The sequence below is a fragment of the Avibacterium sp. 20-126 genome (genome assembly GCF_044358625.1).
In the GTDB taxonomy this organism is placed as follows: Bacteria; Pseudomonadota; Gammaproteobacteria; order Enterobacterales; family Pasteurellaceae; genus Avibacterium.
This window is the reverse complement of record NZ_CP091457.1, coordinates 1-17,987: the sequence shown is the minus strand read 5'-3', so window position 1 is coordinate 17,987 and position 17,987 is coordinate 1. Positions and strand designations below refer to the sequence as shown.

At 38.4% G+C, this 17,987-nt stretch carries 14 protein-coding genes and 1 pseudogene; 7 read left to right on the top strand and 8 right to left on the bottom strand.

The annotated features are described in order from the left end of the window. The first annotated feature begins 384 nt into the window (after positions 1-384). Positions 385-1,443 carry a nicotinate phosphoribosyltransferase gene (locus L4F91_RS00075; RefSeq protein WP_395896568.1) on the top strand — a complete coding sequence of 353 codons (1,059 nt, stop codon included), beginning with the start codon at positions 385-387 and terminating at the stop codon, positions 1,441-1,443. A gap of 61 nt (positions 1,444-1,504) precedes the next feature. Continuing rightward, complete coding sequence (gene nadE / locus L4F91_RS00070) at positions 1,505-2,242, top strand: NAD(+) synthase (protein WP_395896566.1); 738 nt, start codon at positions 1,505-1,507, stop codon at positions 2,240-2,242. A 231-nt stretch (positions 2,243-2,473) separates the two neighbouring features. Here nadE and L4F91_RS00065 read toward each other — a convergent pair. The 4 genes and pseudogenes from L4F91_RS00065 to L4F91_RS00050 form a co-directional block, all read right to left on the bottom strand. Beyond that, a pseudogene (locus L4F91_RS00065) lies at positions 2,474-3,138 on the bottom strand (IS1595 family transposase). A gap of 22 nt (positions 3,139-3,160) precedes the next feature. Next, positions 3,161-3,583, bottom strand: coding sequence for a hypothetical protein (locus L4F91_RS00060; RefSeq protein ID WP_395896564.1), 423 nt, complete (start codon positions 3,581-3,583; stop codon positions 3,161-3,163). 154 nt (positions 3,584-3,737) lie between these two features. Continuing rightward, entirely contained in the window at positions 3,738-4,988 is a 1,251-nt protein-coding gene (gene lysA / locus L4F91_RS00055) for a diaminopimelate decarboxylase (RefSeq protein WP_395896562.1), read from the bottom strand. Between the two features lie 18 nt (positions 4,989-5,006). After that, on the bottom strand, positions 5,007-5,123 hold the full coding sequence (locus L4F91_RS00050) for a lipoprotein (RefSeq protein ID WP_395896560.1): 117 nt from the start codon (positions 5,121-5,123) through the stop codon (positions 5,007-5,009). A 149-nt stretch (positions 5,124-5,272) separates the two neighbouring features. Here L4F91_RS00050 and cyaY point away from each other — a divergent pair, with 149 nt between their 5' ends. The 4 genes from cyaY (at position 5,273) to L4F91_RS00030 (ending at position 10,438) form a co-directional block, all read left to right on the top strand. Beyond that, positions 5,273-5,581 (top strand): iron donor protein CyaY, encoded by a 309-nt coding sequence (cyaY, locus tag L4F91_RS00045; protein WP_265777658.1) that lies wholly within the window; start codon positions 5,273-5,275, stop codon positions 5,579-5,581. 61 nt (positions 5,582-5,642) lie between these two features. Continuing rightward, entirely contained in the window at positions 5,643-7,487 is a 1,845-nt protein-coding gene (gene recQ / locus L4F91_RS00040) for an ATP-dependent DNA helicase RecQ (RefSeq protein ID WP_395896557.1), read from the top strand. A 1,008-nt stretch (positions 7,488-8,495) separates the two neighbouring features. Further along, positions 8,496-9,674 carry an acetyl-CoA carboxylase biotin carboxylase subunit family protein gene (locus L4F91_RS00035; RefSeq protein ID WP_395896555.1) on the top strand — a complete coding sequence of 393 codons (1,179 nt, stop codon included), beginning with the start codon at positions 8,496-8,498 and terminating at the stop codon, positions 9,672-9,674. A gap of 8 nt (positions 9,675-9,682) precedes the next feature. Further along, a complete protein-coding gene (locus L4F91_RS00030) occupies positions 9,683-10,438 on the top strand; it encodes an esterase family protein (protein ID WP_250363798.1) in 756 nt (251 codons plus the stop codon). A 40-nt stretch (positions 10,439-10,478) separates the two neighbouring features. On the opposite strand, the gene L4F91_RS00025 is transcribed toward L4F91_RS00030, so the two are convergent. Then, entirely contained in the window at positions 10,479-11,303 is an 825-nt protein-coding gene (locus L4F91_RS00025; RefSeq protein ID WP_395896553.1) for an alpha/beta hydrolase, read from the bottom strand. Positions 11,304-11,351: 48 nt separating this feature from the next. Continuing rightward, entirely contained in the window at positions 11,352-11,816 is a 465-nt protein-coding gene (gene gpt / locus L4F91_RS00020; protein ID WP_250363800.1) for a xanthine phosphoribosyltransferase, read from the bottom strand. Between the two features lie 117 nt (positions 11,817-11,933). Here gpt and L4F91_RS00015 point away from each other — a divergent pair, with 117 nt between their 5' ends. Further along, positions 11,934-13,388: an aminoacyl-histidine dipeptidase gene (locus L4F91_RS00015; protein WP_395896551.1), complete on the top strand. Its 1,455-nt coding sequence runs from the start codon at positions 11,934-11,936 to the stop codon at positions 13,386-13,388. A gap of 85 nt (positions 13,389-13,473) precedes the next feature. Here L4F91_RS00015 and L4F91_RS00010 read toward each other — a convergent pair whose 3' ends face one another. Together L4F91_RS00010 and L4F91_RS00005 are read right to left on the bottom strand one after the other, a co-directional pair. Then, entirely contained in the window at positions 13,474-16,095 is a 2,622-nt protein-coding gene (locus L4F91_RS00010) for a DEAD/DEAH box helicase family protein (RefSeq protein ID WP_395896549.1), read from the bottom strand. Positions 16,096-16,105: 10 nt separating this feature from the next. Beyond that, the gene (locus L4F91_RS00005; protein WP_395897907.1) at positions 16,106-17,881 is read right to left on the bottom strand and encodes a site-specific DNA-methyltransferase; all 1,776 of its coding nucleotides are present in this window, start codon (positions 17,879-17,881) and stop codon (positions 16,106-16,108) included. Positions 17,882-17,987: the final 106 nt, after the last annotated feature.

Below are 17,987 nucleotides of genomic sequence, written 5' to 3'. Positions count from 1 at the left end.
AACACATAAAAAAAACCGCCTTTAGGTGGCTTTGCTCCCGTTTAGAAGATTATAGTTTTTTCTTTTCCGATACCAAGCATACCCTGCATTGTAAAACTAATGGCATCTTATCAAAAGGAACTTTATATGATATTTACTATTGATAAGCTAAAAATTTTGACTTCAACAATGGTTTTACCTTTGGATTATTTAACTCTCTCTTTAATAATATCTTTTACATTTTTCTGATAATCATTATGCTCCCACTTGATCAACTTTTATTTCCCTTACAATGATATATTTTTGTTGTAAATAATAAAAATGTAGCACAAAATACACAAAATAAATAATCTAATATCCATTTCTACTATGAGTAAAGAAAAAAAACAAAAAAAGAGAAAGTATATGTCACAAAACACCCATCTCAAAACCTTTAATTTTGATGAGCGAATCGGAGAGGGATACTTTTCTGCGAGCTATTTTCTAAAGGCGAAGCACATTGCGGAACAAAAAAGACCAAAGCAATGGGTAACAATGCAGTTCTTCCAAAAGCAACAGGCCATTTTATGTGGCGTTGATGAATCCATCGCTTTACTACAACGTTTTGCGCGAAACCCAGAAGGATTAAAAATTTGGGCATTAAATGATGGCGACGCCATTGCGCCCTTTGAAAGTGTATTAATTGTTGAAGGATTTTATGAAGATTTTGCTTATCTTGAGGGGATCATTGATGGCATTCTAAGCCGTTGCACCTCTGTCGCCACCAATGTGCGGGCAACGCTCAAGGCCGCCAACGGAAAACCCATTATTTTTATGGGCGACCGCAATGATTATTTTACCTTGCAGCCCACTGATGGCTACGCCGCCTATATTGGCGGGGCAACAATGCAAGTCACCAATGCTATGCACCAATACCAAGGCGGAGCAGGCGTAGGCACAATGCCACATTCCCTTATTCAACTGTTTGATGGTGACCTTATTCAAGCTTGCGAAGCCTATATGCAAGTTTATCCTCATTCTCCCCTTACCGCTTTGGTTGATTACAACAATGATGTGATTACCGATAGCTTAGAGGTAGCAAAACATTTCGGTGAAAAACTCTATGCTGTGCGCGTTGATACCTCCGCCAATATGATAGATCGCTACTTCCTAACCCACCAAGAAACCTTTGGGCAAGAAGATTTACGCGGTGTTAATGTGCCTTTAATCAAACAGCTACGCTATCAGCTGGATCGAGCGGGGTTTCCATGGGTGAAAATTGTTGTGAGTGGTGGCTTTAACAAACAAAAAATTCAACATTTTGAACAACAAAATGCCCCGGTGGATTACTATGGAATCGGTGCTTCTTTACTCAAACTCTCCATTGATTTTACGGGTGATTGTGTGCGTTTAAACAACAAAGAACAAGCAAAAGTGGGAAGACGCTACCGTGTTAATCCACGCTTAAGTGCGGTGCATTTTTAGCGAGTTTTTCTCTCCCAAGCATTGGGAATAATTATGAATATTTATAGTAAGGAGAATTCCAATGAAAGATTATTTAGTCTATTTAATTCAATGGATTGAGCAACAACGGCAAGATCATAATGCCCTTGGCTATGTAGTCGGCATTAGCGGAGGTATTGACTCTGCGGTAGTCAGCCATTTATTAATGCGAACGGGCTCACCGGTACAAGGTCTATTGCTACCTTCTACCACAACCAGTACACAAGATGTAGAAGATGCCAAGCTGGTTGCCAAAAGTGCAAAATGCCCTTTATTAACCCTCCCCATCACGCCACTCTATGAATGTTTTATGGATTCGATGTCTCCACTATTCAATCAAAATGCGCAACGCCAAGTCGTGATCAACGGCAATGTGCAAGCCCGTTTGAGAATGCTTGCACTTTATGCTTACGCGCAAAGCCACCAAGCCATTGTTGTGGGAACAGATAATGCTGCGGAATGGTTTACGGGCTATTTTACCAAATTTGGGGATGGTGGAGTGGATATTGCCCCTTTACTGGCTCTACGCAAAGAGCAAGTTTATGAACTAGCAACCCTATTGAATGTACCTCAACAAATACTCATTAAATCACCCAGTGCTGGATTATGGGAAGGGCAAACGGACGAACAAGAAATGGGCGTGACTTATCAAGAAATTGATGCCTTTTTACGAGGAGATCCCATCTCTGCACAAGGCAGAAAACAAATTGATTTTTGGCATCAACGCTCACATCATAAACGTAGATTGCCCGCTTCACCTGTAAAACCTAAGTTGCCATAATGTGGAAAACATCACTGCATCTGCTTTTTATATCAATTATGGTCTTTTTCTCAGGGAGTTTATAAAACAAATAATATTGCATTAGAATTTGTTGTATTCACTCCTTCTCAGCTACGCTACGATCAAATAAGCATTATTAAGTCTACTACTAATTCTTACTATCTTTAGTTACCTTATATTATTGCTTATACATTGATAGCATTGCTTTTTATTGGGCCGTTATAAAAATCTTTAGGTTTGTCTTAGATTGATCCTAAATTCCCAAAGTCGCAGTGTTTTTGGCTGTTCTTTTAGTGCGCCAAAGTTAAACCGAAATTCACATTCTTTCAAGGATAACGGAAAAGATTTCTTGTTAATTCCGTTATATTTTCTTAGTACTCATTTAGCCTGATTCCAGAAATTTTCAATCCTATTAATGTGATTTTTTACTTCTACGAAATGGGTTGAAGAATTAATTCTGAAATGCTTAAATTCGCTTATATCTAGCATATCGTAATTATGATAATAATCGGTATAAACAACGCTATCCGACATAAATTTCCTTTTAATTACAGCGAGTACGGGTTAGTCTTGGTATTTTCAACAATAACCGTATAGACTTTCCCTTCTCATTTCAACATACCAAAAACAGCTATTTTACCTTTAGCACCCCATCCCCTTTTTCCTTTTCCACCAAAATAACTTTCATCAAGTTCGATTTCACTAGCAAAAACCTCATTAGTATCTTGAGCTAAATGGTCGCTAATCACCTCTCTGATTTTACGATAAAATAAGGCGGCAGAATTAGGAGTAATTTCTAGTAAATTTGCTGCTGAACGGGCTGTTACTTCAAATACAAGAAATTCTAGTAGTTTTATCTGTATAAATTTCTTTATTTGACAATAAGTTGTCTTTATATAACTAACATAACTGCTAATCTCATGCCACCCCTGCTTTTTTATCTAAAGAATAATTTTTCTTCACAAAGCGAAGAATTTTAGTATAAAAGAAACTCAATATTACACCTAAAATACTAAAATAGATTAGGACTAAAAACGTATCCAAACTATATTTTTTACCCAAGAAATAGCAGAGGAAAAAAATCATTAAACAACACGCAAAATAAAACAAAAGTAAATTACGACCTTTTGCATTTAAGCCATTAAATGGATTATTCGGTTTAATGGTATTTTTATTAATATATAAGGTAGAAAAGTAAATAATAGAAAGTAAAATGATGAGCGATAAAAGTACAAACTCAAGCTCATAGCCAGACACCCAGCCTGATTTTTCAACACGCCTAACCATCATACCACCAAATCCAATTATCATCATATTTAAACATTTTAAGTGTTTTTTCATTGGGTTACCTTAATAATTATTTGAAGGAAAAATTCCGCAAAATCGCACTGCACTTTATTTTAGCAATATAAATTTTTACATTCTATTTTGAGCGATATAAAGTTTATAAAACCTAAAAAATAACCCACAAAAATGTGGGTTATTTCTATTATTTTTACGGCAATACACTTTCTAGCTGCCATAATTCAGGGTAGGTTTCACGGCGTTTAATAATATGCGCTTGATCGCCGTCTACCATCACTTCAATGGCTCTTGGGCGAGAGTTATAGGTTGATGCCATACTTGCACCATAAGCTCCGGCAGAACGTTGGGCAATAAGATCCCCTTGAGCAATGGCAAGTTCACGCTGTTTGCCTAAGAAATCAGAGGTTTCACAAATTGGCCCAACCACATCATAAATCTTGCTTTCGCGTGGTTGGCGACGATCCACTTCAATGATATTCATATAGGCCTGATACAACGCAGGGCGGATCATATCATTCATTCCGGTATCTACAATGGCAAAGTTGCGGCTTTCATTACTTTTTAGATATTCCACTTTAGTCACCAAAATCCCCGCATTGGCGGTAATCGCACGGCCCGGCTCAAGGATAATTTCCAAGTTTGGATAATCCTTTAACTTGGCTAATAAGGCTTTTGCATATTCACTTGGGTGAGGCGCATTTTCGTCTTTATAGGTTACGCCCAATCCGCCACCTAAATCTAAATGTTCAAGCTTAATCCCGTCTTGTTCTAATTGTTTCATTAGTACAATCAAGCGATCAGTCGCATCAAGGAAAGGTTGAATTTCGGTAAGTTGCGAACCAATATGGCAATCCATTCCGGTGATTTTAATATGGGGTAACTGACTCGCAATACGATACACTTCACGCGCTTCATCAACGCTCACACCGAATTTATTTTCTTTTAAGCCAGTAGAAATATAAGGGTGCGTGTGGGCGTCCACATCTGGGTTCACGCGCAAAGAAATAGGTGCGATTTTATTTAACCGCCCTGCTACGTCATTAATACGGTAAAGCTCGGCAAGGCTTTCGACATTAAAGCAACGAATGCCTACATTTAACGCACGTTCAATTTCCTGTTCAGATTTTGCTACGCCAGAAAAAACGATTTTGTTTGCTTCACCACCAGCGGCAAGCACACGTTCTAATTCCCCTTGCGATACAATATCAAAGCCCGAGCCAAGTTTTGCCATCACATTTAAAATGGCTAAATTTGGGTTAGATTTCACCGCAAAGCAAATTAAATGTGGGTGATTGCCTAAGGCATTATCAAAGGCGTGCCAATGCCGCTCAAGCGTAGCCCGTGAATAAACATAAGCCGGTGTACCAAATTGTTGTGCTATTTTACTTACCGGCACTTGCTCCGCCATAAGTTGATCATCTTGATATTGAAAAAAATCCATTAGCTTGTCCTTGAATGCTTATTTTTGTGTTTGTGAATGTTGTTGTTCAGGGAAATAAAGTGGGCCTTTCACACCACAAGCGGTGGCAGAAAGCGTAACTGCCCCTAAAGTAAGGATAAAAATTAGCTTTTTCATCTTATATTCTCTTGGTTTATCTTATAAATCTTACGCATAATAACGATATTTATAGAAAGATCTATTCTTTTTTACATCATTTTGCACTTTGTATAAATGGTAAAAACTCTCTATAATTCTGCCTTATCTATTTCGCTTATGGAAAAATTATGAACGTTACAGAATTTCATCAAAATATTGAGCAAGTTTGGCTCAAAATTGAAGAGCAATTAGAAGAGCAAGATTGTGATGTGGATTGCGACACGCAAGGTTCGGTGTTTACCATCACCTTTCCTGATCGCAGCCAAGTGGTAGTAAATAAGCAAGAGCCGTTACTTGAACTCTGGCTTGCCAGCAAAGCGGGCGGTTTCCACTTTGCTTTCAAAGAGGGACAATGGATTGCCAATGACGGCAAATTATTCTGGCAATGCTTGGAAGAAGCCTGTCGCGTACACGGCGAGCAAGTGCATTTTACCTAATGCCCTATTTCATCAATAAACAAAGTGCGGTGCATTTTTAACGAGTTTTTCGTAAAAAATAATGAAAAAAAACACCGCACTTGAAGTTTTAAATGAGGTCTTTGGTTACCAATCTTTCCGCAACGGACAAGAAGAAGTCATCAACGCCGCCCTTTCACACCAAGATAGCCTCGTGATTATGGCAACGGGAAACGGAAAATCCCTTTGCTATCAAATTCCTGCACTTTGCTTTTCAGGTTTAACCTTAGTCATTTCGCCACTGATTTCGTTAATGAAAGATCAAGTGGATCAACTGCTTGCCAACGGTATCGAAGTGGATTACCTCAATTCCACACAAACCTTTGAGCAACAGCAAATCGTGCAAAATAAGGCGATTTCAGGGCAACTCAAATTGCTTTATATTTCGCCCGAAAAGGCGATGACAACCAGTTTTTTTCAATTTATTTCCCATTGCCAAGTGAGCTTTATTGCTATTGATGAAGCCCATTGTATTTCCCAATGGGGACACGATTTCCGCCCTGAATACACCCAACTGGGTGGCTTAAAACGTTGCTTTCCCAATGCCCCTATAATGGCACTCACCGCCACCGCCGACAGTGCCACAAGGCAAGATATTTTGCACCACTTACAACTGGATAACCCGCATATTTATATCGGCAGTTTTGATCGCCCAAATATTCGCTACACCTTGGTGGAAAAATTTAAGCCAATGGAACAACTATGTCAATTTGTACTAGGGCAAAAGGGCAAAAGCGGTATCGTTTATTGCAACAGCCGTAATAAAGTGGAACGTTTGGCAGAAAGTTTACGAAAAAAGGGCGTTTCTGCCCAAGCTTATCACGCAGGAATGGAAGCCAACCAGCGCGAACAAGTGCAACGTGCTTTTCAGCGTGATAATGTGCAAGTGGTGGTGGCAACCATTGCTTTTGGAATGGGCATTAATAAATCCAACGTGCGGTTTGTGGCGCATTTTGATTTGCCGCGTAGTATCGAAGCGTATTACCAAGAAACAGGGCGTGCAGGACGTGATGATTTGCCAGCTGAAGCCGTATTGTTTTACGAACCCGCCGATTATGCGTGGTTACAAAAAATGCTGCTGGAAAAGCCAGAAAGCCCGCAACGCCAAATTGAACAGCATAAATTAGAAGCCATCGGTGAATTCGCCGAAAGCCAAACCTGCCGCCGCTTAGTCTTGCTGAACTATTTTGGTGAACATCGCCAAGCGCCTTGTGGAAACTGCGATATTTGCCTTGATCCACCGAAAAGATATGATGGCTTAATTGACGCACAAAAGGTGATGTCCACCATTTATCGGGTAGGGCAAATGTTCGGCATGCATTATGTGATTGGCGTATTGCGTGGAATGCAAAATCAAAAAATTAAAGACAACCAGCACGATCAACTGAGTGTGTATGGCATTGGCAAAGACAAAAGCAAAGAATATTGGCAATCAGTGATCCGCCAACTGATTCATCTTGGGCTTGTGCAACAAGTGATGAATCAATTTCATTCGGTATTACAACTGACGGAAAACGCGCGCCCAATTTTGCGTGGTGAACAGCCTTTAGAACTGGCTATGCCAAGGGTTTCTTCCATTATGACCGCACAAAGTGCGCAAAAAAGTGCGGTGCAAAATTACGACAAAGATCTGTTTGCCCGCTTGCGTTTCTTACGCAAACAAATTGCCGACAAGGAAAATATCCCCCCTTATATTGTGTTCAACGATGCTACTTTGCAAGAAATGGCACAATATCAACCCACCAACAAACGCGAAATGCTACAAATCAACGGTGTGGGCGCAACTAAATTAGAGCGCTTCGGACAAGCATTCCTGCATATTATCCAAGAGCATAAATCGCTCAGCGCAAAAAACAGCCAGCCGTTTAAATTATCTAACGAAAAATGAACGATTAATCTCGTTTTAAAATCATCTGTAATAGCTTTATATAGATAAATCCTAGCCCTCCTATGGACAAGCTAAGAAAGCTAACAGGAAAAAGATCTACTTTTTGCAATTCTTTTACATAAAGATAAAAAAAGTAAAATATTACAAGAAAAATAATGCTGACAATAAAAATGAAAACTTTTCCGTTTGCAGAAATATATTTGAACTTATCTATAAAATCTGGTGTGAAAGAACCAGTTTTTATATATAAATAAAAAAATATAATAGGGAAAATAAGATAATTGCACTACATAACAAAAACGCTAATCTAAACCCTTCAATAAATTCAGATCTTTTATAAACTTTATAAGTAGTAAGGCTAATAAATACGGTTACTATATAATTAAAAACTTTTAGATTATTTTTTAATAACATATATACACCTCTAATAAAAAATTAAATAATATTCACTATTTTAATTTAAAAAATATTTCAGATATTTTAACCATTATCAATCGTAAAATACAGACACAACAAATAAAAAAGAAAATAAATATAAACTTAAAAACCAATAATTTATTTATATTTTATACAAGAATTAATAAAAAACACAATTAAATTATTTTTTATTTATTTTAGAATAAAGTATATTATTTTTGAAAAATAATATGCCAAAAAACCTATTAATCCAAAATAAATATACCTTAACTCTCCATTCATATCCAAAATAGAATTTGCGATCCAATATAAAATAAAAAATATGGATATAAATATAATAGAACTCTTCATAGTTATCTCCTATCTTGTCTTAAAGATTAATTTATAAACTAGCTGAATTTTAACTAAAATCAATATTACACTAATATGATAAAAAAATGTAATCTATATCTTATTTTTATTATCTACTATATTAAAAAAATAAAACCTAAATCATCAAACTCATTTCAATTGATATAGATTGCTTTTATCACTTGATGATTTTTTGTATAATGCAATCGTTTTCGCTATTTTCAGATTGAGGGATAATCTATGTCAAGACTACTAAACTTTGTGATGATTTCACCCCATTTTCCAACTAATTTTGAAACCTTTGCCGTGCGTTTGCGTGAAAATGGTTTCAATACCTTAGGTATTGCGGATACACCCTATGATCAATTGAGTGAAAATTTACGCCGTTCACTCACTGAGTATTATCGTGTGGATAATATGGAAGATTACGATCAAGTTTATCGTGCGGTGGGCTATTTTGCGCATAAATATGGTCGTATTGATCGCATTGAATCGCACAATGAGTATTGGCTTGAGCTAGATGCTAAACTTCGCACCGATTTCAATGTGTTTGGTTATAAAAATGAAGATATGAAATCCATTAAAACCAAATCTCAAATGAAAGAAATTTTCCGTCAAGCAGGCTTAAAAGTAGCAAAAGGGCAAGTGTTTGAAAATGATGAAGATGCCAGAAAATTAGCGGACGAATTGCATTATCCCGTAATTATCAAACCCAATTCTGGCGTGGGCGCGAGCGATACTTACAAAATCAAAAATACGCAAGAATTGGAAAACTTCTTCCAACATAAAAATCCCAACGTGGAATACATTATGGAAGAGTTTATTGATGGCGATATTGTTACCTTTGATGGCTTAACGGATCGCGACGGCAATATTGTGTTTTATTCTAGCCTTGAATATTCCGAAGCAGTACTGGATACCGTAGAAAAAGACGGCAATATGTTCTATTACGTTCCGCGTGAAATTTCGCCCAAATTAGTGGAACTTGGTAAGCAATGTGTAAAAGCCTTTAATGTCAAAGAGCGGTTCTTTCATTTCGAGTTTTTCCGAGTGAAAAAAACCAACGAATTATTGCCACTAGAAGTAAACTGTCGTCCACCCGGTGGCTTAACTATTGATATGTGGAATTATGCCAACGATTTTGATGTGTTTAATGAATATGCGCATATTGTGAAAGACAATCAATTTAATGCGCAAATTACCCATCCTTGGAATGTGGTCTATATCTCTCGCAAGGCAAATCAGCATTATGTGCATTCCATTGCTGAAGTGTACGAAAGATTTCCTCACAATATCATTAGCGTACAACAAATCCCCGGTGTGTTTGCCAAAATTATGGGCGAAGAAGGGATTTTAGCGCGTACGCCAAGCCTTGAACAAATGCGTGAAATTATTCAATTTGCCCATCAAAAACAATAGGAGGAAAAATGTTTTTTGAACGCCGTCATCATTGGAGCGGAGAGCTAGGCAGAGAAATGCCGTTTAATGTTTATGGACACAGTGGCAAGCCCGTGATTGTTTTTCCTTCATCAGGGGGAAATGAAAATGAATATGGCAACTTTGGAATGATTGAGGCTTGCCGTTCTTTTATTGAACGAGGCTTAATTAAATTTTACACTCCAGATTCTTTTGATAAGGAATCTTGGCTTGCCGATTATAAATCTGGGCAGGATATGGCGCAGGCACATAATGCTTATGATCGCTATATTATCAATGAGTTAGTACCATTAATTCGCCACGAATCTCAATGGCAAGGTGCAATGATCGCCACAGGTTGTAGTATGGGCGCATTCCACACCATTAACTTCGCCTTACGCCACCCTGATCTCTTTGACACCGCCATCGCCTTAAGTGGCGTGTATGATGCCCGTTTCTTCACAGGGGAATTTCACGGCAATGCGGAAGTCTATTTTAATTCTCCCATTGATTATTTATGGAACCAAAACGATCCGTGGTTTCTCAATCATTATCGTAAAAATCATTATATTGTGGCCGTTGGACAAGGTGCGTGGGAGGAACAACATATTGCTGACACAACCCGCTTACAACAAGCGTTCCAAGCGAAAGGTATTCCTGCTTGGTTTGATTTTTGGGGAAATGATGTGGATCACGACTGGCCTTGGTGGCGTGTGCAAATGCCTTATTTTTTAGGGAAACTAGAAGAACAAGGGTGGTTAAAATAAGTAAGACGGCGGATTAATATTCCGCCTTTTTTATTAAACCCTATTTATTCAGTAAGGAAAAATGCAAAAACTCGACAAAATGATCAGCCCAGTGCATTTCGTGATGAATTTCATTTGCCATAATACGTAATCGAATATGATCAAGTGGATGTCCTGTTCGTAACAAAGCCTGATAATAACGCAAGGTACAATCAATATAGGCCTGATTCATATTGGAAATAAATTGTGAATCCATTTCATCACCCTCATTAGTGCCAACTTGAATAAAGACGCGACTTTCTTTTTGTAAAGGATGATGATGAATGAAATCCATAAATGCCGCTTCACTAAACCAAGAAGCAAGAGAAAATACCCCTAAATGCCCAAAAATATGCGGGTATGCCGCCCCTATATAAGCGGTAATAATCCCTCCCATTGAGCTACCTGCAAGCAACGTATTTTCTGCGTTAGGTAAAGTGCGGTAGGTTTTATCAATAAATGGTTTAACTTCATTGACTACCCATTGGGCATATTCCACACCTCGTCCGCCAACATTGCGTACTTCATCATTATTACCTACATCAGTCCGCCAAGGGGCATATTCATTCAAACGCTCCGATCCTGCATTATCAATCCCAACAATAATCAGTTTTGGTAATTGTTGATAATGTTTGATGGTAGGAATAATTTTCCACGAATGCCCTGAATAAGATTCTTTGCTATAAAACACATTTTGCCCATCGTGCATATAAAGGACAGGGTAATGCTGCCAAGGCTCATTATGATAATCTTTTGGCAGCAATACGCGTACACGGCGGTGTTGATGGTAATAAGGCACATAAAGAAAATGCTCTTGCATTTCAAGATAATGGTTAATGACATTCATTGTTTTGACTTCTATAAAAAACGCTGGCAAATCCAGCGTTTATCAATATTATTTTCTTGCTAATGGTGGCACAAAAGTAATGCCCATATCCCAAGGTTGTTCAATCCAAGTATTTTGTGGAATATCAATCACATAATCATCAACCAACTCTGCCCCTGCTGGTTTAGCAAAAACAGTCACAAAACGGGCGTTAGGATAAAGTTCACGGATAGCACGTGCGGTATTGCCTGTATCAACGAGATCATCAACCACAATGAAACCTTCACCGCCATTAGGCACTTGGGCAGCGTGTAAAACGTTTAATTCACCTTGTTGATTATGATCATAACTTGCAATACAAACCGTTTCTACATGACGAAGACTTAATTCGCGCGCTAACACCGCAGCAGGGAATAACCCTCCACGACTAACAGCAATAATCCCTTTCCATTGCGATGCGGGTAACAAACGTTCTGATAATTTACGTGCGTGCATTTGGAACATATCCCAAGTCACAACATATTTTTCACTCATAACTCACCTTAACTAAAAAAAGCGGAAACCGCCCAATAAATAAAATTGCGTTAGGATAACGTGAAACCCGTTTTTATGCTATTATTTTAGTAAATTTTTTTGATTTAGGAGACGAAAATGTCAGAAATACAACAACTTCAACCTAATTTATTATGGAAATGGTTTGATCAAATTTGTGCAATACCTCACCCATCTTATCACGAAGAAGCACTCGCCAATTTCATTGTAAATTGGGCAAAGGAAAAACACTTTTTTGTTGAGCGTGATGAAGTCGGAAATATTCTCATCCGTAAACCTGCCAGCAAAGGAATGGAAAATCGCCCATCGGTTGTGCTACAAGCACATCTTGATATGGTGCCACAAGCAAATGAAGATACCCCACACAATTTCCAAACCGATCCTATTCAACCTTATATTGATGGTGAATGGGTTACTGCCAAAGGCACAACCTTAGGTGCAGATAATGGTATTGGTCTTGCTTCTGCTCTCGCCGCTTTAGAAGAGGAAAACCTTGCTCACCCAGAGTTAGAAGTTTTGCTCACAATGACCGAAGAACAAGGTATGGAAGGCGCAATTGGTTTACGTCCAAATTGGCTCAAAAGCCAAATTATGATTAATACCGATACTGAAGAAAATGGTGAAATTTATATTGGTTGTGCCGGTGGGGTTAATGCCGATCTTAATATTCCGATCCAACAAATAGAAAATACTTATACGCACAGCTATCAACTCGTACTAAAAGGCTTACGCGGTGGGCATTCTGGCGTAGATATTCATACAGGGCGTGTTAATGCGATTAAAACTTTAGTACGTTTTCTTGCTCATCTACAACAACATTACCCACAAATTAATGTTGCTATTAGCCAGCTTAATGGTGGCTCAGTGCGTAACGCCATTCCTCGTGAAGCATTTGTTACCTTATGTTTTGATGGTGATATAGCGCCATTACAAAGTGCGGTAGAAAATTTCGCAATATTATTAAAAACGGAATTAGCTATTGCCGAACCTCATCTCCAATTATTTTTACAACCCACAGAAAAACCACAAACAATTTTAGACCGCACTTCACAAAATAAGATTATTAATTTATTAAACGCCCTACCAAACGGTGTAATCCGCAATAGTGATGCCGTAGAAAATGTGGTGGAAACCTCGTTAAGTTTAGGTTTAATAAAGAGTGAAAATAACCAACTTCACGCAACAATTTTAATCCGTTCATTAATTGAAAGTGGTAAACACTATGTGCAAGAAATCTTACAATCTTTAACTGAACTTTGTGATGCGGAAGTGGCATTTTCTGGTGATTACCCTGGTTGGGAACCTCAGCCAGAAAGCAAAATTTTAGCCTTAACAAGCCAAATTTATGCTGATATTTTGGGTTATAAACCTGAAATTAAAGTGATTCACGCAGGATTAGAATGTGGATTATTGAAAAAAATCTATCCAAATTTAGATGTTGTGTCTATCGGTCCAACCATCATTAACGCCCATTCTCCTGATGAGAAAGTGCATATCCCCGCGGTGGAAACCTACTGGAAATTACTCACTAGAATTTTAGCGGAAGTGAAGTAATTCATTAAAACATAAGTGCGGTGGAAAATTTAGATATTTTTTACCGCACTTTGTCCATTAAATTTCTTCTTTAAATATTACTGTTTTATTCCATCTTATTACCTTTTTGCGCCAACTCTGCAACATTTTCCACTACTTGATAATCCAAATCGGCGTATTCCTGATGTAAATGATGGAAATTTTTGCGGGCATAGGCGATTTTCATTTGCTCGCTTTCGCGTAATTTTTCTTCTGCTACACTGCGTTGAATACCTTTGCCTGTATTTTTGGTTTCTGCCACAAAATAGATTTTGTTTTCACCTTTAAACACCACTGCCCAATCAGGGTTGTAATGGCCTAATGGGGTAGGGATTTTAAATTTTTCAGGCAGCTTAAAATAAAATTCCACTTCTTCGCTGGTTTCACAATCTTTAGCAAATTGATATTCGGTTTGGGAATCTAGCGGAATATAGTTTTCATAAATGGTTTTTTGTTTTTCTGCCACTTCAAAAGTGTGATCATTTTTAAAAAACTCAAAATCCTGAAAGAGCGTCATTGCATAGGTTTTGCCTGCGATTTTGTGATATTCCACACCCTCTGCCATCATCTTTTGCAAAGCAAGGTTGATTTTTTCGGCAACCAAATCAATAAATTGTTGTGGGTTATGGAAGACTTCAGGCAGCCTTTGCGATTGTTGCAAAATCTGGCATAAGCTTATTCGCGTTAATCCTGTTTTCTTTTGCAAGGTATTGAGCAAATCAGGAATATTGAATGAAGAATGTGCATTGATTGCCCCTGCTGAGCGATATTGCGTGCCTATGCCTTGCTCGTTGATGGTTAAATAGGCTTTTTCGTGGCGGATTTGTATCGCTTCAATCGGTGGCATTTTGCGAATATTTTCCACCGCACTTTTAATTAATTCTTGTTGTTCAAACTTCACTCGATAAGTGGTTTGATATTTAATGCGATCCCAGAGTGCTTGAAAATCAGGGTGTAGGCTAAAATCTTTGCGATATTCAACGCTTTCTCTTTCATCACGAGCTTTAATATTGCTTTCGGCAAATTGCACGCCGCATTCTTCTTCAATTTCACGCTGAAGGCTGGCGGCAAATTGTTCATAGCTTTCATTGGCAATCACCGTGAGGATATTTTGGCGGCGATCATAAATCCGTTGCCCTTGTTGATTCACAGGCAGCCTTAATCCACGCCCGATTTCTTGGCGTTTTTTCATTTCGCTGGCGGTATCGTTTAAGGTGCAAATCTGAAACACATTCGGATTGTCCCAGCCCTCTTTTAATGCGGAATGAGAAAAAATAAACCGCAACGGGTTGTTTAAATCCAATAGCCGTTCTTTGTCTTTCATAATCAGGCGATAAGTGTCGTTATCCGCTTGTGTGCTGCCATTGGTGTCTTTGGCATTGCCTTTTTTATCTTGGGAAAAATAGCCATTATGCACGCCTTGCGGGTCGCTGCCTGAAAGTTCGCGATAAAGGGTATCAAACCACTGGGCGAATTTACCGCCATTGCGGTAATTATCTACTTTATCGATAAAAAACAGAGAAAGCACTTTAATGCCTTGCTCACGCAATTTTTTCTCTTTTTGCAAATGCTCGGTAATGGTGCGGCGGATTTGCATTTGCTGAATCTCGTATTTTAATTGGGAATAATCCGTTCCTTGATAAATTTCCACCCCATTGGCAAAGGAAACCATTTGCTGATCGGTGTCCATTCCGCTCAAAATAAAGCCATTGCGATATTGTTCATTGCCTTTGGAAAGAGCGAATAAATCTTGATTGGGCTTGACGGTGATGGTTTTTTTCTTCATCGCCTTTTTGTCATTCACCAATAATTCAATTTTGGCTGACCAGCTTTTTTGACTCGTTCTGATTTCTTTAAGCGATAAATACACACCATTTAAATCATTATCAGCTAGCACACTATCCACTTCTATTTGCTTCACTAATCCCAATTCATAGGCTTGCACAGGGTTCAAACTATAAACAGGGTTGTAGGGATTTTTATGCGTGGCAGAATAACGCAAGGTAAACAGTGGATTTAAACTTTCAATCGCTTTGTGGCGGGTTTCGGTTTCCATATTTTGCGGTTCATCAATGATCACAATCGGGCAGGCCGTCTGAATTAATTGAATGGGGGCAATGCCACTTTCTTGAACTGTATTAATAACATTGTTTTCTTTTGTAAAAGAATCAATATTGATCACCAAAATATCAATATGGTTGCTTTGGGAAAAGTTTTTTAATGCGGTTAATTGCGTGCTTTTATATTCAGTGTATTTTACGCTTGGATTATCAAACACCGTAGCAAAATGGGATTCAGTAGCACGCAAGGTGTGCAACACGCCCTCGCGAATGGCAACGCTTGGCACAACAATCACAAATTTTTGCCAGCCATATTGTTTGTTTAATTCAAAAATGGTGCGTAAATACACATAGGTTTTGCCCGTTCCCGTTTCCATTTCAACGGTAAAGTTTTTGCCCTGCTCGGCAATCGAAGTGCGGTCGGTTTTTACTTTATTTTGTTGCTCGTGTAAATTGTTTTGCAAAACCGCTTCATTCAACTGCAAAGGGAGATTGAACCCAATGCGTTCATCATTTTGGCTGGTTAAAACCAAACCCTCTTCTTGTGGGTTTCCTTGCCCTTTGAATAATTGAACCACCGCTTCCACTGCTTGCAATTGATAATCTAAGGTTTCAAATTGAAGTTGCATTTTCTTCTCCTTAAATCACCAATAAAGCAATATTCATATCGCTCATTTGCAATTCGGTATTTTTCTTGAATGCGTCATCGCCGTTAAATAAACGATCGAGCATCACCACTTTTTGCGGTTGGCGTGTCATCACGTCATTGATTATTGATTCATTCACTTCGTTTAATATCAATGCCACGCGCTGATGGTTTTCTTCCACCCAACACACTTGATTTTCCCACCGCACTTTTGCCGTGAGGCTAAAGCCCAAACGCAATAATAATTCATACATCATCGCTTGCGTATCGGTGTTCTCTGCCACAGGGTCGATAAACATTTGCAATTGTTTTTCTAAATATTGTTCTGTGGGCGATTGCCATTGTTTGAAATGGCTGCCTGAAAGTTTAAAGGCTTTAAACCCCGTATCCATTGTTTTGTCGGGATATTGCTCGGCGATTTGCTTGCCCGCACGGCGAATGCGTTCTTTGGATATTTCGGCAATAGTTTGAAAACCTGCTTTAAAGGCTTCGGATTTTTCGTCCGTTTTTTCAGGCAGCTGTACGCAAATAAAACGGCGATTGCCGCCATCTTCGGCGTTAAGTTGCATCACCGCGTGGGCGGTGGTGGCAGAGCCTGCGAAGAAGTCCATTACTATAGAATTTTCGTCGGTAGATAGTTCTAAAACTTCTTTGATCAATTTAATTGGCTTTGGTGTATCAAAAATATTTAAATTCCCCAAAACTTGACTAAAATCACTGCTTGCCGTGTTATTGTATCCAACATAATCCCATATTGTCCCAAAAGAAACTCCACTTTTTACATCACATAAAAATCTCTTTAGTTTTGGTCTGCCTCGCCCATCTACTCCAAAATAAATTTCATTATTCTTCAATAATTCTTTTATTTTTTCTTGGTTAAATCTCCAGTTTCCATTTGAAGAGGGAAAATGTTCTTCACCTGTATTAGGATTTATAATTGGAAAATATAAAGACTTTACAAAACGCCCACCTTTTACATTGGCCATCAAGTTATCAGCAGCCCACTTTCCTTTTGGGTGATTATCTGGATTACTATATCTAGCTAATTGTCGTTCATCCCTTGCCTTCAAATTTAAATTAAGGGCAACAAAATTTTTGGCATAAATCAAAACATATTCGTGAATAGCAGCAATTTTTTTGTCATTAGGTGGTGAACCCCGTTTTTTCCAAATAATTTGTTCAACAAAATTCTCTTCCCCAAACACTTCATCACAAAGCAATTTCAATTGGGCTTGTTCATGATCATCAATGGAAATAAAAATCACGCCATCATCACGCAATAAGTTTCTTGCCAAATGCAGGCGAGGCAACATCATATTGAGCCAATTGCTGTGATAATGCCCGTTTTCTTTGCTGTTTTTCACAAAAGCACGCTTGATATTGCCCTCTGAGTCTTTATCGCCCACTTTCTCCGCATAATCGGCCTGGCTATCGGCAAAATTATCTTTATAGATAAAATCGCTCCCCGTGTTATACGGTGGGTCGATATAAATCATTTTCACCGAATTGAAATAGGATTTTTGCAACACTTTTAATACTTCAAGATTTTCTCCCTCAATAAACACATTTTGCGATTGGGCAAAATCCACACTCTCCGCCTCACAAGGGATGAGTGTTTGTTGTGTTGGGGTTTGCAAAACTTGATAGGCTTCGGATTTTCCTGCCCAGTTGAGGGTATAGCGATCGGGGTGGGTGGCGATTTCGTTGGCAAACAGTTGTTTGAATTTTTCAAAATCAATTTGCTGTTCGGAAAAAATTTCAGGCAGCAAAGATTTGAGTTGCGAAAGCTGTTGATCTCTTAATGAAAGATGGGCAAGCTGTGCTGTGCTGTGCTGTGCTGTGCTGTGCTGTGCTGTGCTGTGCTGTGCTGTGCTG